At 40.8% G+C, this 23348-nt stretch carries 23 protein-coding genes and 2 pseudogenes; 8 read left to right on the forward strand and 17 right to left on the reverse strand.

Annotated features, from left to right (window positions below; translation table 11 throughout):
* Window positions 1-197 precede the first annotated feature (197 nt).
* A pseudogene (locus AC2VE5_RS17575) lies at window positions 198-329 on the forward strand (IS1 family transposase); the annotation flags it as partial.
* On the opposite strand, the gene AC2VE5_RS17580 reads toward AC2VE5_RS17575, so the two are convergent.
* From AC2VE5_RS17580 to AC2VE5_RS17600, 5 genes and pseudogenes are all read right to left on the reverse strand, one after another.
* Window positions 311-1993, reverse strand: a complete 1683-nt coding sequence (locus AC2VE5_RS17580; protein WP_486889012.1) for a DNA methyltransferase — start codon at window positions 1991-1993, stop codon at window positions 311-313. The pseudogene AC2VE5_RS17575 and the gene AC2VE5_RS17580 sit on opposite strands and share 19 nt — an antisense overlap.
* A complete protein-coding gene (locus AC2VE5_RS17585) occupies window positions 1987-2385 on the reverse strand; it encodes a type IIL restriction-modification enzyme MmeI (RefSeq protein WP_486889013.1) in 399 nt (132 codons plus the stop codon). The genes AC2VE5_RS17580 and AC2VE5_RS17585 overlap by 7 nt, the downstream gene beginning before the upstream one ends.
* A gap of 55 nt (window positions 2386-2440) precedes the next feature.
* Window positions 2441-3077: pseudogene (locus AC2VE5_RS17590) on the reverse strand (DUF1295 domain-containing protein).
* Window positions 3078-3084: 7 nt separating this feature from the next.
* Window positions 3085-3849 carry an SDR family oxidoreductase gene (locus AC2VE5_RS17595; RefSeq protein WP_486889014.1) on the reverse strand — a complete coding sequence of 255 codons (765 nt, stop codon included), beginning with the start codon at window positions 3847-3849 and terminating at the stop codon, window positions 3085-3087.
* Window positions 3850-3909: 60 nt separating this feature from the next.
* Window positions 3910-4797: a Cif family virulence factor gene (locus AC2VE5_RS17600; RefSeq protein WP_486889015.1), complete on the reverse strand. Its 888-nt coding sequence runs from the start codon at window positions 4795-4797 to the stop codon at window positions 3910-3912.
* A gap of 53 nt (window positions 4798-4850) precedes the next feature.
* On the opposite strand from AC2VE5_RS17600, the gene murG reads away from it, so the two are divergent.
* Together murG and AC2VE5_RS17610 are read left to right on the forward strand one after the other, a co-directional pair.
* A complete protein-coding gene (gene murG / locus AC2VE5_RS17605) occupies window positions 4851-5918 on the forward strand; it encodes an undecaprenyldiphospho-muramoylpentapeptide beta-N-acetylglucosaminyltransferase (protein ID WP_486889016.1) in 1068 nt (355 codons plus the stop codon).
* 20 nt (window positions 5919-5938) lie between these two features.
* Window positions 5939-6532, forward strand: a complete 594-nt coding sequence (locus AC2VE5_RS17610) for a Uma2 family endonuclease (protein ID WP_486889017.1) — start codon at window positions 5939-5941, stop codon at window positions 6530-6532.
* 169 nt (window positions 6533-6701) lie between these two features.
* Here AC2VE5_RS17610 and AC2VE5_RS17615 read toward each other — a convergent pair whose 3' ends face one another.
* Window positions 6702-7412: an ABC transporter permease subunit gene (locus AC2VE5_RS17615; RefSeq protein ID WP_486889033.1), complete on the reverse strand. Its 711-nt coding sequence runs from the start codon at window positions 7410-7412 to the stop codon at window positions 6702-6704.
* 211 nt (window positions 7413-7623) lie between these two features.
* A complete protein-coding gene (locus AC2VE5_RS17620) occupies window positions 7624-8568 on the reverse strand; it encodes an ABC transporter ATP-binding protein (protein ID WP_486889018.1) in 945 nt (314 codons plus the stop codon).
* Between the two features lie 339 nt (window positions 8569-8907).
* Here AC2VE5_RS17620 and sbcC point away from each other — a divergent pair, with 339 nt between their 5' ends.
* On the forward strand, window positions 8908-11934 hold the full coding sequence (gene sbcC, locus AC2VE5_RS17625) for an exonuclease subunit SbcC (protein WP_486889019.1): 3027 nt from the start codon (window positions 8908-8910) through the stop codon (window positions 11932-11934).
* A gap of 40 nt (window positions 11935-11974) precedes the next feature.
* A complete protein-coding gene (locus AC2VE5_RS17630) occupies window positions 11975-13360 on the forward strand; it encodes a serine/threonine protein kinase (protein WP_486889020.1) in 1386 nt (461 codons plus the stop codon).
* Here AC2VE5_RS17630 and AC2VE5_RS17635 read toward each other — a convergent pair.
* Window positions 13293-15458 carry a recombinase family protein gene (locus AC2VE5_RS17635; protein WP_486889021.1) on the reverse strand — a complete coding sequence of 722 codons (2166 nt, stop codon included), beginning with the start codon at window positions 15456-15458 and terminating at the stop codon, window positions 13293-13295. The genes AC2VE5_RS17630 and AC2VE5_RS17635 overlap by 68 nt on opposite strands.
* 84 nt (window positions 15459-15542) lie before the next feature.
* Between AC2VE5_RS17635 and AC2VE5_RS17640 the strand changes: the two genes are divergently transcribed.
* Window positions 15543-16886 (forward strand): proton extrusion protein PcxA, encoded by a 1344-nt coding sequence (locus AC2VE5_RS17640; protein ID WP_486889022.1) that lies wholly within the window; start codon window positions 15543-15545, stop codon window positions 16884-16886.
* Between the two features lie 11 nt (window positions 16887-16897).
* Here the strand turns inward: AC2VE5_RS17640 and AC2VE5_RS17645 are convergent, their stop codons facing one another.
* Entirely contained in the window at window positions 16898-17530 is a 633-nt protein-coding gene (locus tag AC2VE5_RS17645) for a hypothetical protein (RefSeq protein WP_486889023.1), read from the reverse strand.
* Between the two features lie 160 nt (window positions 17531-17690).
* On the opposite strand from AC2VE5_RS17645, the gene cobU reads away from it, so the two are divergent.
* Together cobU and AC2VE5_RS17655 are read left to right on the forward strand one after the other, a co-directional pair.
* Complete coding sequence (cobU, locus tag AC2VE5_RS17650; RefSeq protein ID WP_486889034.1) at window positions 17691-18239, forward strand: bifunctional adenosylcobinamide kinase/adenosylcobinamide-phosphate guanylyltransferase; 549 nt, start codon at window positions 17691-17693, stop codon at window positions 18237-18239.
* A gap of 304 nt (window positions 18240-18543) precedes the next feature.
* A complete protein-coding gene (locus AC2VE5_RS17655) occupies window positions 18544-19377 on the forward strand; it encodes a hypothetical protein (protein ID WP_486889024.1) in 834 nt (277 codons plus the stop codon).
* Between the two features lie 53 nt (window positions 19378-19430).
* Here AC2VE5_RS17655 and AC2VE5_RS17660 read toward each other — a convergent pair whose 3' ends face one another.
* The 8 genes from AC2VE5_RS17660 to AC2VE5_RS17695 form a co-directional block, all read right to left on the reverse strand.
* Window positions 19431-20168, reverse strand: coding sequence for a peptidylprolyl isomerase (locus AC2VE5_RS17660; protein WP_486889025.1), 738 nt, complete (start codon window positions 20166-20168; stop codon window positions 19431-19433).
* 105 nt (window positions 20169-20273) lie between these two features.
* On the reverse strand, window positions 20274-20537 hold the full coding sequence (locus AC2VE5_RS17665; protein WP_486889026.1) for a hypothetical protein: 264 nt from the start codon (window positions 20535-20537) through the stop codon (window positions 20274-20276).
* A 130-nt stretch (window positions 20538-20667) separates the two neighbouring features.
* Window positions 20668-20886, reverse strand: a complete 219-nt coding sequence (locus AC2VE5_RS17670; RefSeq protein WP_486889027.1) for a hypothetical protein — start codon at window positions 20884-20886, stop codon at window positions 20668-20670.
* 264 nt (window positions 20887-21150) lie between these two features.
* Window positions 21151-21360, reverse strand: coding sequence for a hypothetical protein (locus AC2VE5_RS17675; RefSeq protein WP_486889028.1), 210 nt, complete (start codon window positions 21358-21360; stop codon window positions 21151-21153).
* Between the two features lie 109 nt (window positions 21361-21469).
* Entirely contained in the window at window positions 21470-21679 is a 210-nt protein-coding gene (locus AC2VE5_RS17680) for a hypothetical protein (protein ID WP_486889029.1), read from the reverse strand.
* Window positions 21680-21788: 109 nt separating this feature from the next.
* Window positions 21789-21998, reverse strand: coding sequence for a hypothetical protein (locus AC2VE5_RS17685; protein ID WP_486889030.1), 210 nt, complete (start codon window positions 21996-21998; stop codon window positions 21789-21791).
* A gap of 304 nt (window positions 21999-22302) precedes the next feature.
* A complete protein-coding gene (locus AC2VE5_RS17690; RefSeq protein ID WP_486889031.1) occupies window positions 22303-22572 on the reverse strand; it encodes a hypothetical protein in 270 nt (89 codons plus the stop codon).
* Between the two features lie 243 nt (window positions 22573-22815).
* Entirely contained in the window at window positions 22816-23076 is a 261-nt protein-coding gene (locus tag AC2VE5_RS17695; protein ID WP_486889032.1) for a hypothetical protein, read from the reverse strand.
* Between the last annotated feature and the right edge of the window lie 272 nt (window positions 23077-23348).

Consider the following 23348-nt stretch of genomic DNA (forward strand, 5'->3'; position numbering starts at 1 on the left):
TCTCTGCGGAGGTTCTGGGGGCGGCTAGTGCATTGTATATCACCAGCCATTTTTGTTTGTCCCAATGGGATGACGCTAACTTTACTCTCTGCTTGACTGTCTCTAGGTCTAGATGAGGACAGGCTTGCGTTACTTGACTCCTATACATTTATCTTTGCCAAAGTTTTCTTTATTTAATACTCTACTACCTCTGACCACAACTTAGTATCAGTTACTTCAATTGGATTTGGCAGCATAGTCGGTTCAAGTCCACTGCCGCACAACGAGCAGGATTAACCTCTCGACCATGGACTTGGAATGATATCGTGACCTATCCCACAATAATCTGACGCACTACCAATTTTCCTTCGTCATTTCCTAGTTGGCAACTTGTCATTGCAATTCTGACCGATGCGCCTCCATCTACCCAGGGATGATCTGGAATTGCAAAAGAAAAATATATTGGGTTCTTGCTTTGTGTATGTTCCTGAATAATCTTTCTATTCTCAATTTGCTTAATACTATTAGTTGTAATTAAGCCAAAACAATTTAGACAATTAGAACTTAAAAGCAGACTACATTTATTCCACCAATACATTACATAATCAATTGTCTCTGGCAATTCTGAATATATAATCCTTAAGGATTCAATGTATTCATCACCTAATATTTCTTTGACTCTTTTAGTTCCAATAAACGGAGGATTGGACACAATATAATCTGCTTCCTGCCACTGTGCCGGACGTGCATTGATATACCGATAGATCGGGATTTGATCGCTTGGATCGCGAACCATTTCCCCCGTTACTGAATGCTTCATCATCTGCCCACCCCAACGAGTTCTTACCTTACCCGTTTTGGGATCGATATCTTCCTCCTTCCCGTCATACGCCAACACCGCATCTCGACACTCGATGTTTTTGTACTCCCGCAACACAGGTTCCACAGGCGGAATATTGCCAAAGCGTCGGAAATGCCACTGCAAATAACCAATCCAGATTACTAAATCCGCGATCGCCGCCGCACGAGGATTAATCTCAATCCCCAAAAACTGCCCAGGATTTACCTGAGCAATATCTAGCCGCAACTGTACTTTACCTGTAATATCTTCCAGTCGGCGCAACACCTCCGACTCTAATTGCTTGATCAAATCCATCGTCACATACAAAAAGTTTCCCGACCCACACGCCGGATCGAGAATGCGCTGACTTTGCAATTTTGCCAAAAACTCCTCTAAAGCTGCGATCGCTTTTTTTTCTTGAGCAGCCGTAGGTTTCGTTTCCACATCTCCCAACAGTTGCATCACTTCCCCTTGCACCAAATCCCACTGCGATCGCAACGGCTCTATCACCACCGGACGCACCAACCTTTCCACATAGGATCTAGGAGTATAGTGCGCCCCCAACTTGCTCCGTTCTTTCGAGTCTAGCGCCCGTTCCAACAACGTCCCAAAAATAGCAGGCTCTACATTTTGCCAATCCCGCTTTGCCGCCTTCAGCAACCCTTCAAGCTGATCTTGAGTCAAATCAAAAGCGATCGCCTCTGCAAACAAACCCCCATTAAACTGTAATAATCTGCCATAAAACCCAAAGGTTGTACCGTCATTCATTGCCTGCCAAAGCGCTGCAACTTCTGGCTTAAAAGTTTTCGGATTTTGCAACCACCGTGTTTCCAGCGCCTCTGTAAACAACCGCTCTTTCAGCAATCCCACATCTTCCCCAAACATTGTAAAAATGCAGCGCATCAGAAAATGAGCAACTTCTTGGGGTTCGTGCAAACCTTCTAACTTTTTCGATAATTCTGCAAGATCGGAAGCTACCTCTCGCGTCACCTTGGCGGCAATTTTTTCAGGATTTCGTTTCTGCGGGTTAGTAAAAATATCTACAAATAGGTCAAAAATTTCTGGCTTTCGTAACTCTGTTAGTAAAATATCTCGACGCGCCCCGTAGCCGCCGTAATCCCCATTAAACCCTGTCCACAACTCAAAATGATCCCCAATATCGCAGGTCAACACAAACGGCGGCTTGCTGGCAAGATTGCGCGTATAGGCGAGGCGATCGCTTGTACAAATGCCGCCTCCATCGCCTTCAAGTAAGAATTAGTGCCTCGCTTTGCCGTCCCTTTCCCCGTCTTATCGCTACCTTGCTTTGCTTCAATCAAAAAATGCTCGGCTTTATAAAAATCAATATAGCCTGATGTCACTTTGCCGCTTGGATGATAAATTTTGAGGTCTTTATCAAAGCAGTAGGGATCGTTCAAAATGCTACCTTTCGCATCGGGACGGTCTACCTCCAAGGCATCGCATAGTTCCGCAAAGAACATTTGATAGTTGGCGCGTTCGTTACCGCCAGAGGATTGCCAACGGGTGATGAATAGTTCAATTCGTTCTGCGTCCGTTGGAATCATAGTTTGGTTCAAAGTGCTAAAGAGGCAGGAATATTTGTAATGCAGAGTTAGTAATTCACCAAATAAACGGAATCAATCGGCGGCTAGATTGCTGGTAGGTTGTATATTCTGCATACTTTTCTACCATAGTCTGCTCTTTCTGGGAAATGCGTTGCAGATAAAGCAAAGCGATCGCACTTGGCACTAAATAAGCCCAAATTGAACCCGCCACCACACTAAAACTGAGATAACGCATCAAGGTCGCCAAAATAGTTAATATTGCGAGAAAAGCGCCAAATACCATCGCTAACGAGGGTTGCTCCTTCTTGTTTGGCGGTCATTTTTTGTACATCTGCGCTGGTATTGATTAAGCTACCAAAAATATACAGTGGTAATGCGATCGCGATTGCGGTAAATGATAGCGGTACGGGATTAATAAACGCTAAATAACCTGGTAAAGCGTACAAAAGTCCCACAAACACTAAACTAAAAACAAACCCCGAAATCCCTACAGGCTCGTTAAACATCTGCTTTCGGGCGGGATAAAACCACTGCTCCAAAATCCACCAAGTGCAATAGCTTATATGCAGACATAGATAAATTACCTGCCGTAAATCTTGGACTCCAAAAACCATAGCAAAGCCAATTAAGCAGACACTCGTTAGTATTTTTGCTGTATTAATTGCCGTTAATTGAGTTACTTTATTTTGCATCTTTTAGTCAAGTTTGGCGATTAAACAGCATTGAACCCGCTTGATCGGTAGGCATTAGCAACACTTCGCTAATATTGACATGAGGCGGACGGGTGGCGCAAAAAAGTATGACTTCCGCAACATCCATTGGTGTTAGGGGTGTAAGTCCTTGATAGACAGTTTTAGCGCGATCGCTATCTCCCCGAAAGCGTACTTGACTAAATTCTGTTTCCACTAACCCTGGATCTACAGAACTTACTCTTATCGGGGTTCCCAAAAGGTCTTGTTTCAAGCCTTCAGAAATTACTCTAACCGCCGCTTTGGTTGCACAATAGACATTGCCATTGGGATAAGTTTGGTGTCCCGCCGTAGAGCCAAGAAAGACTACATGACCTCTACCCCGGCTAATCATCCCCGGTACAACGAAGCGTGTGAGGTACAGTAAGCCCTTAATATTGGTATCGATCATTTCTTCCCAGTCTTGAAAATCTCCATCTTGGAGTTTATTCAAGCCACGACTTAAACCAGCATTATTAATCAAAATATCAATCGCTGACCAAGGCTGAGGTAAATTAGCAAGAGCAGATTGTACAGCAGCGCGATCGCATACATCCAACGCTAAAGAATGAACTGAAGTATTACTAAGTTCTTTTTCTAACTTTTCTAAACGCTCTAGTCGTCTTGCTACAAGGATCAATTTTGCTCCAGCTTCAGCAAATACTCTCGCGCAAGCTTCGCCGATACCACTACTTGCACCAGTAATTAGAACAATTTGGTCTTGAATTGACACCATAATAATTTGTAGACAAGGAAGACAGAAGTTAAAATAATTATCTCCTCATCTACCTAATTCCTATCTAATATTCAACCTCCTTCCACTAGGCTGAGGACGATTCCCGTCTCCTCTAATATTCAACCTGCTACCGCCAGTTTGGGGACGAGTCCCGTCTCCTAATACATTAAGGCGTTGAGTTACTTGAGTTAGACCATCTCCCCGGACTATCACCGCCGACAACCAGCGATCGCTTCCACTTGCTGGAGCGCGACCAATTTTAAACAATCCACCCGCCGGGAGCAATTCTAGCCGTACTTGGGTAGGGTTAAAATACTGACTTGTTGCTACAGCCTCCTCAACGGCGGCTCCTAGTAAGTAATCGTCTTTCAATGGCTCTTGCACCACAGCATCAAAGTTGTATTGCTGTCCGGGTTTAACGGTTTGTGGCAGCTTGATATTAAGAGTTGGCGGCTTTGTGCCAGTGGTTAATTGACTGCGCTCGGATAAAACTTCTTGTCTGACAATTTTTTGATTTTCGTAGCGCTGACGAGTTCTAATTGTTGCCTTCAGTGCCAAATTGCGGCTGTCTTGGGTTTGAGTGCCAGTAATATTTGTAACGGTTTCAGCGACAATTCCATTACCTTCAGCTTGCCAAGATTGCAACTGGGTTTTGTATGTTAGTTGTGGATAACGCTGCCACAACCCAGTTAGTGCTTTTTCTAAGTCTTGGTAAGTTAAGCCATCGGTATGCGTAAAAGTTGGGCTATAAAATCGCATTACTGCTTTAATGTCTTTTTTGTTTGCTGCCGCATCAATTTGAAGTAGCATATTTTGCAACTGAGGAGGTGCGGTGGCTGGGGGTGCGGCAAATGTGCGATCGCTGATTGTTACTAAAGCTAGAGTCAGCAATCCTAAGCTAAAGGAAAATAAGCGGTTTTTGTGAGAAAAATTTAGAACTGTTCGCATAAATGATAGCTTGGTTAGTTGTTCGATTTTAAGGCAATTTAGGTAAAAATTAGATGGTAACACCGATAAAATTACTAATTGCTGCAAGCGGTACGGGTGGACATTTATTTCCGGCGCTGGCTGTGGCGGAACAATTGAGCGATTATCAAATTGAGTGGTTGGGTGTCCCCAATCGGTTAGAAACTCAGTTAGTCCCGTCTCAGTATCCGTTAAATACGGTTGCTGTCGAGGGTTTTCAGCAAAAGCTCGGTTATCGCACTTTTAAGATTGTAACTCGCCTAGTTGGATCAATTTTTGAAGTGCGAAAGCTGTTAAAACAAGGCAATTTTCAAGGTGTATTTACAACAGGTGGTTATATTTCGGCTCCCGCAGTAATTGCCGCGCGACTTCTTGGTTTACCAGTAATTTTCCACGAATCAAATGCCCTCCCTGGCAAAGTTACCCGCACTTTTAGCCGTTTTTGTACTGTAGTTGCAATTGGGTTTGAGAGCGCTGCGAAGCGTTTACCTAGCGTAAAAACTATCTATACAGGTACTCCTGTGCGATCGCAATTTCGTTCCCAACAACTACCTTTAGAATTACGGGTTCCTGAAAATGTGCCGTTAATTGTCGTTTTTGGCGGTTCTCAAGGCGCGGTAGCGGTAAATAAGTTAGTACGCGAGTGCGTTCCGGCTTGGTGCGCTACGGGTGCTTGGGTGGTGCATCTAACGGGGGATAAAGATCCTGATGCTGGCAACTTGAGTCATCCCCAATATTTGACTATGCCTTTTTATGACAACATGGCAGCGTTATTAAATAGAGCAAATTTAGCTATTAGTCGCGCGGGTGCGGCTAGTTTAACAGAATTAGCAGTAACAGGAACTCCAGCAATTTTGATTCCCTATCCTTACGCGGCGGAAAATCATCAAGCTTACAACGCTGAAGTATTTACAACTGCTGGTGCGGCGTTGGTTTTTAATCAAGCGGAACTAACCCAACCGTTGCTAGAAAGTAAAGTATTGAGTTTGCTAAATTCCCCCCAACCGTTGCAAGCGATGGCAGAAAAATCACAAGGTATTGCCATAGTTGATAGTGCGGAAAGGCTGGCGGCTTTAGTACGAGAGATAATAGTTAAAAACTAGCGATCGCATTCACTAAATTTATGCAAGTAGCAACCAAGCAATCCTACACTCCCACCGAATACCTCGAACTAGAGGAAAAAGCAGAGTCAAAGAGCGAATACATCAACGGACAAATTTTTCCTATGACTGGTGGTTCAACAAATCACAATAAAATTGCCCTGAATCTAAGTTTTGCTCTAAATGGTGCTTTTAGAGCGCAAGATTACGAAGTCTATGTGGGAGATGTACGTCTATGGATACCTGATAAGCAGATTTACACCTATCCAGATGTCATGTTAATTGCAGGTGGGACACAATATTTTTCTAATCGCACTGACACAATTACTAATCCCTTGATTATTGCTGAAGTATTATCAAAATCTACTCAAGGATACGATCGCAAGGCGAAATTTGAAGACTACCGCACAATCCCTAGTTTTCAGGAATATCTGCTAATAGACCAAAATCGCATCTATGTAGAACAGTATGCCAAAACTGGGGAAAAACGCTGGGAATTGCGGGTATACAACGCTGAAGATGAGACAATTTCTTTAAGCTCAGTTTCTTTGCATATTGCTCTAAAAGACTTATACAACAAGGTTAATTTTGAATTAGTAGATAGTCAAAGTGATTAAAAGGCGATCGCATAGGTACTTTGATTACTAGACCTCTTGCAAAAGTCTAAAATTTTTTTCTTCAGTCGGCTTAAGCTGACTTTAGCTATTAGCCTTGGGTTAAAACCCAAGGTGAGCTAGGCGGGCTTTTGCAAGAGGTCTACTGAAATTTTGCTTTTATTGAGAGTTTTCAATCGCTGATTAAAAGCGATCGCTTGAACCTTGCCATCGCCAACATCAACAAGCCAAAATCTAACCCGATTAATACCGCGGAAGCCGACAAGAAAATCGCTGTATTACTGCCAGTTTTAGCCGATACAATTAAACTTTCCTGTAACTGACTTGGGAGCAAACTTAAACCAAATAAAGGTAGCCAAGTCAAAGCAATAGAAGCAAAAACCAGTTGTTGAGCGGCCTGTTTTACGGTAGCAGCACGTAAAGAAGCAAGTACGCCAATACTTGCAGATAAAGTTGCAGTTAACAAGCCCAAGATGCCGCCACCAACAGCAACATCTATGGGGTAAAGTAAAATGCCATTACCATCAACAACATTAACTGTAATTAAAGCAACAACCAGCATAATCAGCGCCAGCAGCCAACCATAGCCGACAGCCGCTCCTACTTTACCAAATAAAATTGCTTGCTCAGATAAGGGACTTGCTAAAAGAGTTTCGAGAGTATGACGCTCTCTTTCGCCAGCAAACGCATCAGCAATTATCGCCGTAACAGGAAGCATCGCCAGCCAACCCCACAATATTATTGACAAAGGCGACTCTACCCACACCCGCCCAACTTGAGCAGGTAGCACAATGCCAAATATTAATACTGATGGTAGTAAGCTTAATAAAATTGCCCGTAAATTGCCGCGACTAAACAGCAATTCTCGCCATTCTTTCCACATCACCGTCCAAATATCGGCGAAGTCTGCATTAATTCTAACTATTTGAAATACCTACCCTAGTCTGTTGTGCCATTTTCTTTTGTCGCTGAATGCGCGATCGCAATTTTTTTTCTAAAAACTCCTCTAGTTCGTCCATTAGAACTTGCGGCTTATCTCCATTTTTAAGTTGAACAGCAAACCTATCTATGTGTAAGGCTGCCTTTATTAGATTTTATGTATTTAAAGGAGTTTCTGCCTCCATCAAGTTTAAAAATACATCTTCCAAACTAGCGCTACCTTTACGGACTTCTTCTATTTGTACTCCTTCGCGCACTAGCAAGTTGACTAAGGTCGCGGCGCTTGTTGGTTTATGTAAATTAATCGTCAAAACTTCTCCAGCAATATTTACTCCTGTTACTCCTGGTTGATTTTGCAAGTAGCTTTGCACTTGTGGCGTAAACCCCCTCCCCACAACTTCTATACGGGGAACGCTTGCTTTGTCTCGTAACTCGTTTGGATTTCCCACAGCGATTAATTTACCTTGGCGAATTACAGCGAGAAGCTGGCACAATTTTTCAGCCTCGCTTAAGTTATGGGTAGTTAGAAATACCGTTACTCCTTCTTGCTCTACCATTACTTGCAATTGCTCCCGTAAAGCCACCGCCGCTACTGGATCTAACCCCGCCGTAGGTTCATCCAAAAAAATTAATGGCGGATGGTGCAGCATCGCTCTAGCTACCGCTAAACGCTGCTTCATGCCTCTACTCCAAGTACCTACGCTTTCATGACGGCGTTCCCACAAGCCCAAATTAGTTAATAATTCTTTAATACGCGATCGCCTTTGAAGTGTGGGCAAGCGCCAAGCTCTGGCGTAAAATTCTAAGTTATCCGCAGCGCTCAGTCGTTCGTACAAGCCGGGATGCTCTAATAATGCCCCAGTGCGACGGCGAATAGAATTAGCTTGGGATCTCGTATCGTATCCTAATACTTCCGCGCGCCCTTGGGTTGGTTCCAAAAGCCCCAACAGCAGCCGAATTGTAGTAGTTTTTCCCGAACCATTAGCACCCAAAAAACCAAAGACAATTCCTCTCGGTACTTGCAAACATAGATTATCTACCGCCTGGACTTGACCAAAATTACGGCTGAGATTTTCGGTACTAATTGCGTTTTCGGTCATTGAGGGCGTAATTTTAAGAGCATAGCTTCTATTTTAGGGCGACTTAGCCATGCCTAAGTGCCAATACTCAAAGTGTCACTCACCTCGATCCCCGCCCTAGACATCCAACATATATTTGTCTTGTGTGAGGAGCGAACAGAATCGAAAAAGCTCTTGGGGTCGAAACACGGCAAGACTCCCAAGAGTTTTTTTGTGTGGACTTGCAGGCGATCGCCTCCATAATATTAAGAATTGTTTAATTGGTAGCTAAATAGCTAGAATCCTTGTTTCTCAATAGATACACTAGGCAGCAGTGCATATGTACTGTTTTGACCCAAGGTAGATGGCGCTTGAGCTTGGATGATTCCCGTACAACTAACTTTAAAAAACTTTTTGAGCTATAACGATGCAACCTTAGACTTCAACGGGTTGCACACAGCTTGCATTTGCGGTGCTAATGGTGCGGGAAAGTCTTCCCTTTTAGAGGCAATAACTTGGGCTGTTTGGGGAGAAAGTCGCGCTTCTAGTGAAGATGATGTGATTCAAACTGGAGCGAAAGAAGTCAGAGTTGATTTTGTTTTTACAAGCTTTAGCCATACATATAAAGTAATTCGCACTCGCTACCGGGGACAAAGTAGCTCGTTAGAGTTTCAAGTTGATACACCTAGCGGATTTAAAGCTTTGACGGCAAAAGGCGTACGCGCGACTCAACAGGAAATATTAACTCATATCAAACTAGACTACGATACCTTTATCAATTCGGCATACTTGCGCCAAGGTAGAGCCGACGAATTTATGCTCAAGCGCCCCAACGAGCGCAAAGAAATATTGGCAGAGCTATTAAAACTCAATCAATACGACGACTTGGAAGAACGTGCAAAAGATTTATCTCGCTCTTTTAAAGGACAAGCAGAGCAAGTAGAGCGCTCTTTGGAGTCAATGCAGACTCAGTTGCAACAACGTCTAGAAGTAGCAACTTTAAGCACCCAGTTAGAAGAAAAAGTCAACCATCTGCAACAACAACAAGCTTACAACAATGTCAAAGTGCAGAGCTTGCAAGTAGTGCAGCACCAAAGGCAAAGTTGGGAGCAACAATTAGGCTTTCTTAGGCAACAACATCTTAATTTGAGTCAAGATAGCAGCCGTTTAAGTCAAGATAAAGCCGCCGTCGAAGGGCAGCTAGAAGTAGTGTTAGAGCTATTAAGGCAAGAAAATGCGATCGCTACAGGTTATAGAGAATACCAAAGCTTGCAAGCTCAAGAAGAAGCTCTATCTAGCAAATTTCAACAACATTCCCAAGCTACCGTAGAAATGCAGCAGTTGCAGCAGGAAAAAGCAGCGCAGATTAACGATATTCAGCGCCAATTGCAGCATATAGAAGGGCAATTAGTAGCCTTGCAGCAGCAAGAGCAAGAAATTAACCAAACTTTGAGTAAAGTGTCTGAAGTGCAAAGCGCCTTAGCTCAACTTGCAGAAGCCAAAAATCGTTTGCAGCAATTAGACAACCTCCAAGTGCAAGTATCGCCACTACTGCAACAACGTACAACGCTACAAATGCAACTAGAGCGATTGCAAGCGCGAATGAGTGCCAAAATTGAAGAACTCCAAGCCTCCCAAAGACAACTAAATGCCAAACAACAACGTCAACCCCAACTGCAACAAGCTGTAACAGAAGTTGGAAAGCAGATTGAGGCATTAGAAAAAAAACGGGTGTATTTGGAAAGAGTGCGGGAAAAAGGACAAGAGCGCCGCCACTTTATGGAACGCCTATTAGCCCACCAGAGCGACTGTGAGAAGCTGATTAGGGAATTAGAGCAAAAAATGCAAATGCTGCAAAACCCTGATGCTACTTGCCCGTTATGCGATCGCCCTTTAGACGAACATCACTGGAATCGAGTAGTCCAAAAAACTCAAACTCAACAGCAAGATGTCCAAGAGCAGTTGTGGGTGGGTAAAGAGCAAATAGCAGCTTCCGATAGCGAAATTCAAGTATTGCGCCAAGAATACCGAGAATTAAATCAACAATTAGCCGATTATGACGCTTTAAGAGAGCAAAGAGGACAATTAGCCGCCCAACTAACAGCAACAACTGATGAAAAAGAGCGATTGAGCCAAATTGCGCTAGAAAAGCAGCAGTTAGAAACTGCCTTAGCTTCGGGCAATTACGCCCCAGATATACAAATAGAATTACGTCAATTAGACGCGCAGTTGCAAAAGCTCAACTATAACGAGCAAGATCACGCCCTAGCTAGGAGCGAAATTGAAAGGTGGCGCTGGGCGGAAATTCGTCAAGGGCAAATCAAAGATGCTCAAAAAAGGCAAGCCCAAATCGCCGCCCGTAAGCCAGAAATAGAAACCCAAATTGCTAACTTGCAAGCCCAAATCGCCCAACAAGCAACTAATTCGCCGATTGCTAGAAAAATTGCCACCGTAGAAAGCTCTATTCAAGAAATTGGCTACAGTACGGAGCAACACAACGCCCTACGCATGGCGCTCAAGAATTCTCAAGCTTGGCAATTGCGCTTTCAAGAGCTAACTTCTGCTCAAAAAGCATATCCCGAACTTCAAGAGCGTATTCAAGAATTAACCAAAGCAACAGAATCAAGACTAACAGAAAGACAACTAATAACAACCCAAATTGATAGCCTGACTCAACAATTGGAAGCTTCGCCAAACACTACTACAGAAATTCAAAAGTTAGAACAACTGTTGGCGCAGGGGCGGAGGGAACTTGACGAACATTTAAGCAAGCTAGGCGGGTTGCAACAATTAGCGGCGCAATTAGAAACTCTACAAACTCAGTACGAGCAGCAGCAACAACAATTGCAAGCAATTAAGCAACAATATCGCGTTTATCAAGAATTAGCCCAAGCTTTTGGTAAAAACGGTATTCAAGCGCTGATGATTGAGAATATATTGCCTCAATTAGAAGCAGAAACCAATCAGTTGTTGGCGCGGCTTAGTGCAAATCAATTGCACGTTCAATTTGTCACCCAAAAAGCTGGAAAAGGTAGCAAAGCAGCTAAAAAAACCGCTAAATTGATCGATACCTTAGATATTTTAATTGCTGACGCGCGGGGAACTAGAGCTTACGAGACTTATTCGGGTGGAGAAGCTTTTAGAATCAACTTTGCAATCCGCCTAGCTCTAGCAAAACTCCTTGCTCAAAGATCTGGTGCATCTCTGCAAATGTTGATTATTGACGAAGGCTTTGGTACGCAAGACAGGGAAGGATGCGATCGCCTAATTGCAGCCATAAATGCGATCGCGCCTGATTTTGCCTGCATTCTAGCTGTTACTCATATGCCGTACTTTAAAGAAGCCTTCCAAGCTCGGATTGAAGTTTATAAAGCTCAAACTGGCTCCCAAGTTAGACTATCTACATAACCAGCCCATAAAGACATAAGAGAGTTTTGATAATTGTAAAATGCTAGAAGCAGAAACCTTATTACAAAATCGTTATCAACTTAAACAAAAGTTAGGTGACAATACTGCGCGTCAAACCTGGTTAGCAATAGATTCAGGAGCGCCAGATAATCCTCAAGTTGTAATTAAACTATTAGCCTTTGGCGGACAAATTCAATGGGAAAATCTCAAGTTATTTGAGCGCGAAGCCCAGGTACTCAAACAGTTAAATCATCCTCATATTCCTAAGTATAGAGATTACTTTTGCAATGACGATCGCTTATTGTGGTTTGCGCTAGTAGAAGACTATATTCCTGGTATTTCTTTAAAAGAATTGCTTAATCAAAAACAGAGGTTTACTGAAAAACAATTAATTAAAATAGCTATCGATATCTTAAATATTTTGCTGTACTTGCATCAACTTAATCCTCCAGTATTGCACAGAGATATTAAGCCTAGTAATTTAATTTTGGGAGAAGACGAGCAAGTTTATTTAGTAGATTTTGGTGCAGTACAAGACAGCGCCGCCAAAGAAGGAGGAACATTTACAGTAGTTGGAACTTATGGCTACACACCTATAGAGCAGTTTGGCGGTAGAGCAGTTCGCGCTTCAGATTTGTACGCACTGGGAGCAACTTTAATTCATTTACTAACAGGTATTGCTCCGGCGGATTTGCCTCAAAAAGATTTTCGCATTCACTTTAGCGACAAAATAAATGTTAGTCCCGGTTTCGTGCGTTGGCTTGAACACTTGACAGAGCCAAATTTAGAAAGAAGATTTAGTATAGTTGAACAAGCACTTACAGACCTTAAAAATTCTCAGCGTGTTACAAATAGCTCATTATCAACGCTATATACAAATAATCAAAAGATTAAGTTTTCTTCTAGCAAGCGTGTTGATATAGATAAGTCTCTCGATAAATTTACAATTAATATTCGACCAATTACCAAATTAAGAATGTCATCAAGCATAGAAATATTCATAGGTCAACTTCTAAGAGCTTGTGCTATGACGATGCTTGCTGTTGGTTTCTTGTTATTAATAAAATCACCTATAATTGGTTTATTTATATTAACCATTTTGTCATCTGCTACATCCATGAGCTACTACTTTACTAATACAGAGATTAAATTTAAGCTCGATTATTTTGAGGTAAATGAGCAGTTTTTTGGTATTAATCATTTGAAACACAAGGGAATAACCCTACTAATTGAAGACGTTTCTTTTCAAAGCGAGGGAAGAAAACAAGAAAGAGGCGTAACTTTAACAACAAGAAAAAAAAATAGAGTCAATAAATTTACTAGATATTCATTTGGTCATAATTTAAGCGAGGTTGAACTTATTTGGTTAGCTCAAGAGATTCGGGATTGGTTGCAGCTTCAGAAACAACGGGAAGCGACGCATTAACTAAGTTTAATAAGGGACCTAGTTGCTCTTGTCCATTTACAGCTAATTCGCTATGACACAAGTAAACTCGCTCCTCCACGCGCCCCAATAAGTCGCGGATAATCCTTTGCAAACGCTCCTCATCAGCTTGCTTTGCTTCTTCGGCTGTCCAAGGACGCGCAAACCGATGTTGCAAGAATAAATTAGCACCAAATAAAGTCGCCGCACCGCCACTCAACCACAAGGGAGAACCCGCATCTAACCAAAATTGCCAGCGATGACGCTGACGGCTAGAGCGGTATTGAAAGATAGTTGCTAAGGTAACAGCGCGACTTGCTGCACCAATAGGACGCACGGGGTAAGGATTGGCGGTAATAGTCCCCCGTCGGAGCAAGTTAATAAATTGAGCTATGGTGGCATTTACAGGCGCGTCGTCCGCGTCAATTTGTTTCAACCTCATGTCCACTTCCCAATAATGTTGAGCCGTCTCTAATAGCTCTCTAAGCGCTGCTACAAGATCGTAGGGCAGATTGCTACCTTGCCATAAAAAGTCTTGAATTGCTCTATCTAATAAAGAAATTGGGCTAGGCAAAAGCCGCATCTCGTACTGAGAGCGCTGTTTTTCTATCCACTGCAATAGCTGCTCGTAAGCGGTGGTTGCAGTGTAGCCCAATCTATCCCAGCGATCGTAGGCCCAGTGAGGCAGCAAGTTCGGGCGATCGGGGTGGGGTTCAAAACAGGCATCAGCGATTAAACCAGCCCTTACAGGGTCAATCTTGTAGGTGTTTTGAGTAGTCAAATCGGGACTGAGGACAACTAACATCTCGGCTACCGCATCCCTGTCTACTAACCTCCCTAAACCTGGGTAGACTAGAGCCAGCAAAGTTAATAAGCCGCGAATTGCTGGATAACTGTTTAAAGGACGCTGATCGTTGGTTGGCGCTACGGCAATTCCCCGTTTACGCAAAATTTCAACTAAGCTATAACGTGCGATCGCATCCAAGCCTGGAGCAATGATTGCTATTTCTTGCGGCTGCACTACTCCCGATTCTACGGCGCGGGAAACTGCATCGGCTGTTTCTCTAAGCAATTCGGCGCGGGAAGTAGTAGCAATTGTCTGTACTGCGCTAGGTAAGCTGACTAGCGTTAGTGGTTGGCTGACAGATTCGGTCATTAGTGTAGCAATCTCTGCTAAAGACTTCACTGGTGGCGCAACCAAGGTTTCTACTTTTTGACAGCGCGAAGTCAAACTCGCTAAATACTCTGGATCGGAGCCTAACCCTAACCTAATTGCACCGTCAGGATTATAACTAAAAGCCCCGACAACACCTCGATCGAGCAAAAAGTCAAATAAATAACGCGCAACCCCTGGATAATCATCTACATCATCCGCTAGTACATAGCGATAGCGCCGCAATAAGTGCTGCTGGTAGTTTGGATCGGGCAATAAGTGTTGGTAGTACAATTCGGTAATTGTGCCGTAAGTCAATAAACCCCTTTCCCTGCACCAACTACGCCAATGTAACAACAATTGAGCATAGTCTATTACATCTTCCGAATCCTCTAATCCTTGCTCCAAAACTGTACCTATTTCTTCTGTCGGCGTACCGCTATAAGCAGCCAATTGCAATAAGTCTAGAATGCGCCGCACCAATCGATACTCGCTTACGCCCGCCGCCGCAAATATTTCTCCATCTAGTTGATTCCATAATTTGGTTGCTAATTCTTGCTCAGTTTCAGGACGCAACCTCACCGGAAATTGCGCCTTGAGATTCAGTAACCCAATGAGCAACGGCCAATATAAAGTTACTTCGTCTTGCAAGAACCCCAATGGTGTCTTGGCGCGGATAGGATACTTTCCCCTAGTAGCAGTGACAATGCGCTCGACTAATTGCTGTCGATTGTCATTATTTGCGGCAAAAACTAAGACTGCTGGCTTAGTTTGTTGACGATCTAACTTTGGCGGAATTTTCAGCGCCTTTGATTTATGTCTGCGGTTAGAAGCTTGGCTATATTCTTCACCATCTGACTCCATCCATAGACAGAATTGCTCGACTAAGCGCGTAGTTTTCCCAGTATTGCTCGAACCTGCTACCCAAACAGAATCTAATCGTACCAACTCTTACCTCGTAGATTTGCTAAGATCCCTCGTACATTAATGTAAGCTTAAAAATTGCCAAAATAAGGCTGGATAATTTTCTGCATGAAAAAGTCTAGTTTGCTTCCCAATATATCCTCTTACTTACACGCTGCCTACCAACGCTACTTGCAGACAACAGAGCGGAGTCTTAATCGAGCCTATGAGGCTGCTTCCCTAATTAAGGCGATGGAAGACGAGTATTTTAATGGCGAAAAGATACCTGATCGCTGCGACTCGTATGGCAATAGCGTGATGACTTATCTTCACTCCGAACTTGGTAAGTTTTTGAAGACTGTTCGCATGAGCCTAACAGAATTTAATCTTAGCCGTTCGTGGTTTAGTAATTTTAATCAAAAAACTCTCAAATTAGCAAAAAATAATGGTGTATTAACGGCTAATAATAGTTTTGACCTGCAATCTAAAAACTATGCTAATTCTATTTTAGAAAAACTAAGTTTTATCGATCGAGTAGTGGGAAAATACACGGTAAGCGAGACTAGCTCCCCTGTAGATGTGCCGCCTCAAATTACGAAGATTGAACGAGTTTCTATCGACAATCCTCCGCAAACATCACCATCTACTAAATTAACTAAACGTTCAGAAAGCAAAGCAGAAGAAACCAGTGTTTTGCCTCGCTCGATATTAAGCACCCTCAACCGCCTAAAAATTGAATTAGACCCCAAATCAGAAACTGAAGTTGTCCAAAAATTCCGGTTTTCTCAAAAACGAACTTTTGTATCTATAAGATTAGTTTTATTATTAGTGATAGTACCTTTTTTGACTTTTCAGCTTTCAAAACATTTAGTTATTAGTCCAATAGTTGAGAGAGTAAGAGCCAACTCAAACTTAGATATATTTATTAATTATGAAATGGAAGAAAGAGCTTTAGGAGAAATGCAAAAATTTGAAGAAAAGCTTAAATTTGAACAACTATTAACGGGTTCAGCAGAGTTTCCTCCGCCAGTTTTAGAAGAACAACTTAAAGCTAAAGTAAGTCAGATTGCTGAAAACTATCGCCAAGAAAGCACCGATGCGATCGAGAATGTATTTGCAGATTTGTGTGCTTTAGGAGCTTTTGTCTGGCTAATTATTGCTAGTAAACGCGAGATCGCAATTCTCAAAGATTTTATTGATCAGGTTGTATATGGCTTAAGCGATAGTGCTAAGGCATTTATTATTATTTTATTTACTGATATGTTTGTTGGCTTTCACTCACCTCACGGTTGGGAAGTCATTTTGGCTGGTGTAGCTCGTCATTTAGGATTACCAGAAAATCACGGTTTTATATTTCTATTTATTGCTACGTTTCCGGTAATTTTAGATACTATATTTAAGTACTGGATATTCCGATATTTAAACAGAATTTCTCCTTCCGCCGTTGCCACTTATCGCAATATGAACGAGTAAAAATTTAGTATTTACAGTTGTTTGAGGCGGGTTTCTAAGTCCCGTTTGCGAGCGAGTAATTGCTGCAATTTTTCGTAACGCGCGATCGCTACACTTACACTAGGCAATTGTTCAAGCGGACAAGGATAAGACCACGGTTGACCTGTCTGGCTGACACCATTTAGACGGTAGCAAGAGCGGGGGGCTTCCCAAACGACCTTATCTTGTTCCAAACTACTCGCCTTAACGTAATCTACAGTGTCATCGTTACTTGTTGCCGATTCACAAGGGTAGGACTCTAGCCAACCATCAACAATTGGTCCTTCCATATAAAGATTTTCAATTTGCTGGACGACTTGCTGGGCTTCCTCCATTAATCTAGTCGGTAGTGGGGTGGCGGCAGCGACTACATTAGTGGTAGGAGCCTCTGAGAGACTTTCCTCCTGATTCAAATTGAATGTAGGTAGGGCAGGAACTTTACGATTTGGTTGGAGGGGTGGAATTGGGGTAGAAGATGAAGGTGTCGCCGCTTGATTAATCGGCTCCGAGGCTTGGTTAGGGGCGGTATCATCTTGCTCCGGGGTGACTAAGGAGCGATCGCAAAAGTTGGGATTTTGTTCTATCTGTTGCAAGGCTGCCAAAATTTTGTTTAAATCTGCTTTCATAATTCAAACTAGCAATGGCTAAAGCATACAATTAGGTAGTCATTCATGTTTTGGTCTGGGCTGAATGTCTGTTTGGTACGTCGGGATTTTAGTTATTTTATCTAAGACGAGCGACGAATACAAAAATATTGGTAGATTTTGGACTTGCAACGGCAATTATATGGAAATTGTTTTAGTTACAGGACCCGCTCGCTCAGGCAAGAGCGAATGGGCAGAAAATTTAGCGCTTAAGTCCAATAATTCGGTTATTTATCTAGCCACAGCTTTAGTCGATCCTAATGATTTAGATTGGGTGCAGCGCCTAGACAAGCATCGTCACCGTCGCCCGGAACATTGGTCAACTTGGGAAGTACCCCAATTAGAATTAATAGATGCGATCGCCAATTCCCCTGTTTCTAGTTGCTTATTGGTAGATTCCTTGGGTACTTGGGTGGCAAATTTATTAGACACTGACGAGCGCCAATGGGAGCAAATTGTAGAAAATTTGCTTGTTACTTTACAACAATGCACGCAAGAAATAATTTTTGTTGCCGAAGAAACGGGCTGGGGCGTTGTACCAGCGTATCCTAGTGGCAGAACATTTCGCGATCGCCTAGGTAGTTTAGTCCGACGCATAGGAGCGATTTCCCAAAGTGTTTATTTAGTTACTGGCGGCTACGCACTTAATCTCACTACTCTCGGCTCTCCTTTACCCAAATCTAACGCCTAAATTGAGTAGGTATTTTTAATCAATCTTTACAGATAAATTCTACATACTTACTAATTCTTAATAGAAAATATCCCAAATTTCTACTAAGATATAATTAATTTAAAAACCTCGTTTGATCTACTCAGTAATTAATTTTACTATTGTTGTTAACTACAAATTACTAATAATAGCTAGCATCTATATTGCTTATTAACTAGCAAGCAATTAGACAAAAGCAATAATATTATTTTGTCAATTGTACGTAATTTTAAAATTGTTACCGCTTGGTCAATTTTATTCTTAAAAACGTAAGTAGCAGGATGTTATGCCTAAAAAACTTAGATTTTATAGATTTTTTTTGCCCTTAGTAACTACTTCGTTTTTAACAAAAATTGCAATAATTATCTCAATTTTGCCTAGTCAGGCTGCCTCTATAGCATTTTCCCAAATATCAACAGAACTAACTAACTTTAGTCATTCACCTGATACAACGCAGACTTTTACTGATACTACAACTTTAGCGATCGCCTTAACCAATTCTTCAAGTTTTAGTGTAGCTCAAGCAGAAGCAAATTTTTTCGTAGAGCCAACGTTAACAACCAGTGAAATTTTGAGTAGTGCTAGTGGAGAAGGCAGTGATTATTTTAGTTCCGCCCAAAGTGAAGCTCAAATTATTGGTAACTTTACAATTGACGCTGGGGAAACTTTTTCGTTTGATTTTCTAGCTGCTGTAAATTCACTAACATTGACTGATAACTTGTCATCTAATGAATCTGCTAGTGCTTCTGGAGAATTATCTTTTTTATTGGTGGATACTCTCGATCCAATTTTAGTATATGATTCTTTTTTGCTTTCTTTCAGCTTAGATCTTCCTATCTCTAATAATTCTTTAAGCTTACAAACCAGTAACAATTTTTTATTAGCAAGTAGCACTTTATCTAGCAACTCCGAGCCAACTAGAAATGTCACCAGTGCTTTATTACAAGGCTCCCTTAACCATCAATTTGAAAATTCAACTAATATAACTTTGATCCAAGATAAGAACAATCAAGGGAGCGTTGCAGTCCCTGAACCAGAAGCTTTGCTAGGTTCGCTATTTTTTATTGGTTTAATAGGTATCAAATATAAAACTAAGAAAAAACCTAGTTGTTTGCGTTAAAACTTTCGTAAGTAGAACTTGTCAGCAAACTATTTTTAGTATTTAGTAAAATTTTAACTATTATGTAATAAATAATTGAGTTCGCCATCAAGCCACTGTTTAAATAATCGCTGGCGAATACTTTGATATATATCTGGAGTTAATTCTGCTGGGATAAACTGTTCGACCATTAATAAATGGCTTTGTTTATCAACAGTAATTGGTCCAATTAATTCACCAACTTTTTTGCTATTAAAAACAACTGCGGCAATAGCAGGCTTCAAATTCCAACGATAAAGCTTGCCTTCATAACCACAATGATAGCGCCGTCTTTCGTCAATATCATAGAGATGAGCAGCTTCATAAAAGCTAATTTCAGCTTCTTCAACTTGGTACAAAATTTCTTGAGCAAGTTTTGGGTAGGGAACCACTATTTGATAAATTAAAACTTGTTCAAAGTCAATTTTATTTTGAGCAAAAAACTTTTCTACATCTTGATTAAACAAATAATCAGCCAGCTTTTCGGCTAGTAAGCGATCGCGAATACCTATTTCTAGTTCTTCTACTGCAATCATTTGATCTGCAAGCCAAGTCATGGTGTCAGAGGCACTTTCCAGGCGTTTCTCATGACGCAGGCGATCGCATTGCGCCTGAATTTCCTGGCTGCTAACTGTTACCCCTCTTTCTTGTGCAGCTTTTTGAATAATGTTTTCATGTAAAACCTGCTGATATACTTCTTTAAATTGGATATTTTTTTTCAGCAGGCTAACAATTTTATCTGGTTCTATAAGCATTGCTAGAGGCGCAGTCATTTTTCGACCCTATTTAAGTAAGGTTTTATAACTATTGTTTAAATTACAGTCTAAGACTTAGCGATCTTAGACTGTTTTTAGCAAAGGTTAATTTTTAGTAAAAAACTAACTTGAACTTGAAGACGTATAAGTTTGTGTTGAACCACCCTTGTCACTACTAAAAGAAGCCATAGCTTGTGACTCTTGGGTCACAGTGCCATTATCGGTAACACTATCTTCATTGTCTGGATTTAAAGTCCTAATTGCTGGGAGCATCCCAATAGGTAATAAGCCAATTATTATATCCCACTGGTTGCCGCCTACAATTTTACTATCTGCCGATGAGATGAATTCAATAAATTTTAAATCATTAATGGATAGTACACTCATAATTTCTCCTTATTTTAGCTAAAACTATGCAAAATTTTCACAAACTGAGTTGGGAACGTGAAGTCAATATTCTTTTACTAACTTATGCTTGAATTAAGCCCAATAAGCATTCTCTTAAACAAACATCCGCCTAAATAGTTTGGGTAATGCTAGGGATGTTTACAGCCAGAGCAGAACCCCTAGCATTACCAACTAACGATACAGCTTGAGCCGATGAAAGACCCAACTGAATTAAAGAGGCTTGCTGGTAAGTAACATCTAATAATTCAAATAAGCTATTATTTCCATTGCCTCCAATAATAGAACTTTCTTCAACTACTTGTAGATGGTGTAAGTCCGCAATAATCATTTTGATTTATTCCAAGTGGTGTTTTTATTGAAACTACTTTGTTAAGTTTCTAAGAATAATATACTCATTTGCACGAACTTAAGGTTGCCATTTTGGCATATATTGGTTTATGGAAAAATAAAGTAAATTTTAGACGTAAGAACCAAGTACATTGTTTTGATAAATATAGTTAACTCAAATAATAAAGACCCTGCTATTAAAAGCAAGGTCTTTATTATTTAAGTTTCTTATTGTATCGAGCAATTCGTCAAACAGAGCAGAATTCTAAGCGCTTTGCTCGATTGCACCAATATTGTAAGAAACAGCATCTGCGTCTGCATCGCCAAATTGAGATTCAGCATCAACCTTAGCATAGCTATATTGATAGAGTCCTGCGTACTGCTGTAAGCTTGTTGAGAAATAAAACTCGCCAGAACCACCGACAACATCAGTTGCTGAAACTAATTCCAAATGATTCAAATCAGTAATAATCATTGTCTTCTCCTTAGTAAACAACTCAAACCTTAGTTTTAATAACAAAGATTACAAGTTGCGTCAACAATTTTTCAATGTAACTAAGCAACCAATTAAACAGAGCAGAACTCTAGGCGCTTTGACTGATTGCACCAACATTGTAAGAAACAGCTTCTGCCGTTGCATCTTCAAACTGAGATTCAGCATAGGCTGTAGCATAGCTATTTTGATAGAGTGCTGCGGACTGGCTTAAATAGTCTGAGTAACTAAAATACCCAGAACCACCGACAACATCAGTTGTTGAAACTAATTCCAAGTGATTCAAATCAGTGATAACCATTTCTTTCTCCTTAGTAAGCAACTCAAACCTTAGCTTTAATAACAAGGATTACAAGTTGCGTCAACAATTTTTCAATGTAACTAAGCAACCAATTAAACAGAGCAAAACTCTAGGCGTTTTGTTCAATTGCACCAACGTTGTAAGAAACAGCTTCTGCATCTACATCGCCAAATTGAGATTCAGCATCAGCAGTAGCATAGCTATTTTGATAGAGTGTTGCGTACTGGCTTACAAAGTCTGAGTAATTAAACGTACCAGAACCGCCGACAACATCAGTTGTCGAAACTAATTCCAAATGATTCAAATCAGTAATAATCATTGTCTTCTCCTGCTAGGTAGTTGAGATTGTTTGCAACTTTTTGGTTGCTATAAGTAATATAATTAATTTGACTGAAACTGTGTTGCCAAATTGGCATTTATTTAATTTAAAAATGATTTTTTAAATCCAGTATTTTATTTGAAAGTAATCAAACAAAAATCACCTCTAAATCGGACTTTTAAAAAGCAGATTAGAAGTGAGGATTATATTTACTCAGCAATCGCAATATTTAGCGATCGCGATTATCCAGCCCAGATATTTTTGTGATTGTATCGATAGGTAGCTAAATATCAACCGAACGAGCTTAAACTACAGCGTCAGCATCGGCGGTAGCTTGACCGAATATTGAAACAGCTGAAGCCGCCGCACCAGCCCCACTACCAAGGGTTAAAGTTTGGATGTTAAATCCATTTTCTAAGTTACCAGTATTGGTGTAGCCTGTAAGTAACCTAGTATCAAGGTCAGTATCTAAAGCCGTAGAAGGAAATGGCACAAGAGCGCCACCTTTTAGTTTTGATTCGTTGGGTGCTAATAAATCAAAAAAACTTAAATTGTTAATTGCTAATCTGCTCACTATATCTCTCCTTTACAAGTCTAATTAATTAAAAAATCAAGCTAAAGTAGGCTTAACAAGCACTGACCGTAGTTTTATTTCTAGACAATTTTGGACATAGGCTAATATGCTTTTTTGGCAAACCTGGCGGTTTTGCTTTTTGAATTATGCAAAACTCTAAGTTTTAGAGTAAATAGAGGATAGAACTGCCGAAAGCTTTAAAAAAAACTTACTTCCAGCAATCTTTCTCCTCAAAATACTCAACTAATTAGCCGCAAGTGAGGTAGATAAAGATAGAGACTTGGAGAAAAGACCAGCAACTGCACCTGTTTGTGTAATAGTTGAAGTTTGAGAAATAGAACCGATAGCGTCAGCAACCGACCCTGCATTTGCTAAAGCAAAAAAGTCATAAGTTGGAAGTGATGTATCTCCACCCATAATTTCTACTGCTTCATCAATAACTTCTAGATGATTTAGATCGGAAATAATCATGTGTTTATCCTTTTGTTTTTTTAGTTCAAACAACTTTGTGTTGCTATCAATAACTTAGCTGATGCAATTGTTTTTGACTTGCCATTTTGGCAGATATATTACTATGTTAAAAATTGTACTTATGTAGCACAAAGTTAAAAATTAATAGTTTTTTTTAATCAAAAAAACATTTTGGCTATCTACACATAAAAGATTGACAATGACTGCATTATCCATTGTCAATTTTTTGATGAGCCTTTATAAAATAGTTTTTTTTAAATTAAGTCAGATCGAATTTGATTAAGTTGTGGTCTTGTAAATTTTCA

Source organism: Aliterella sp. E5.1 (genome assembly GCF_057473825.1).

Excerpts from the sequence above, each read along its gene's own strand:
- sbcC (WP_486889019.1), top strand. The coding sequence starts at position 8,908 with ATGATTCCCGTACAACTAACTTTAAAAAACTTTTTGAGCTATAACGAT.
- murG (WP_486889016.1), top strand. The coding sequence starts at position 4,851 with ATGGTAACACCGATAAAATTACTAATTGCTGCAAGCGGTACGGGTGGA.
- AC2VE5_RS17670 (WP_486889027.1), bottom strand. The coding sequence starts at position 20,886 with ATGATTATTGCGGACTTACACCATCTACAAGTAGTTGAAGAAAGTTCT.
- AC2VE5_RS17630 (WP_486889020.1), top strand. The coding sequence starts at position 11,975 with ATGCTAGAAGCAGAAACCTTATTACAAAATCGTTATCAACTTAAACAA.
- AC2VE5_RS17665 (WP_486889026.1), bottom strand. The coding sequence starts at position 20,537 with ATGAGTGTACTATCCATTAATGATTTAAAATTTATTGAATTCATCTCA.
- AC2VE5_RS17660 (WP_486889025.1), bottom strand. The coding sequence starts at position 20,168 with ATGACTGCGCCTCTAGCAATGCTTATAGAACCAGATAAAATTGTTAGC.
- AC2VE5_RS17645 (WP_486889023.1), bottom strand. The coding sequence starts at position 17,530 with ATGAAAGCAGATTTAAACAAAATTTTGGCAGCCTTGCAACAGATAGAA.
- AC2VE5_RS17640 (WP_486889022.1), top strand. The coding sequence starts at position 15,543 with ATGAAAAAGTCTAGTTTGCTTCCCAATATATCCTCTTACTTACACGCT.
- AC2VE5_RS17675 (WP_486889028.1), bottom strand. The coding sequence starts at position 21,360 with ATGATTATTACTGATTTGAATCATTTGGAATTAGTTTCAGCAACTGAT.
- AC2VE5_RS17585 (WP_486889013.1), bottom strand. The coding sequence starts at position 2,385 with ATGATTCCAACGGACGCAGAACGAATTGAACTATTCATCACCCGTTGG.
- AC2VE5_RS17600 (WP_486889015.1), bottom strand. The coding sequence starts at position 4,797 with ATGCGAACAGTTCTAAATTTTTCTCACAAAAACCGCTTATTTTCCTTT.
- cobU (WP_486889034.1), top strand. The coding sequence starts at position 17,691 with ATGGAAATTGTTTTAGTTACAGGACCCGCTCGCTCAGGCAAGAGCGAA.
- AC2VE5_RS17680 (WP_486889029.1), bottom strand. The coding sequence starts at position 21,679 with ATGGTTATCACTGATTTGAATCACTTGGAATTAGTTTCAACAACTGAT.
- AC2VE5_RS17595 (WP_486889014.1), bottom strand. The coding sequence starts at position 3,849 with ATGGTGTCAATTCAAGACCAAATTGTTCTAATTACTGGTGCAAGTAGT.
- AC2VE5_RS17655 (WP_486889024.1), top strand. The coding sequence starts at position 18,544 with ATGCCTAAAAAACTTAGATTTTATAGATTTTTTTTGCCCTTAGTAACT.
- AC2VE5_RS17610 (WP_486889017.1), top strand. The coding sequence starts at position 5,939 with ATGCAAGTAGCAACCAAGCAATCCTACACTCCCACCGAATACCTCGAA.
- AC2VE5_RS17685 (WP_486889030.1), bottom strand. The coding sequence starts at position 21,998 with ATGATTATTACTGATTTGAATCATTTGGAATTAGTTTCGACAACTGAT.
- AC2VE5_RS17615 (WP_486889033.1), bottom strand. The coding sequence starts at position 7,412 with ATGTGGAAAGAATGGCGAGAATTGCTGTTTAGTCGCGGCAATTTACGG.
- AC2VE5_RS17620 (WP_486889018.1), bottom strand. The coding sequence starts at position 8,568 with ATGACCGAAAACGCAATTAGTACCGAAAATCTCAGCCGTAATTTTGGT.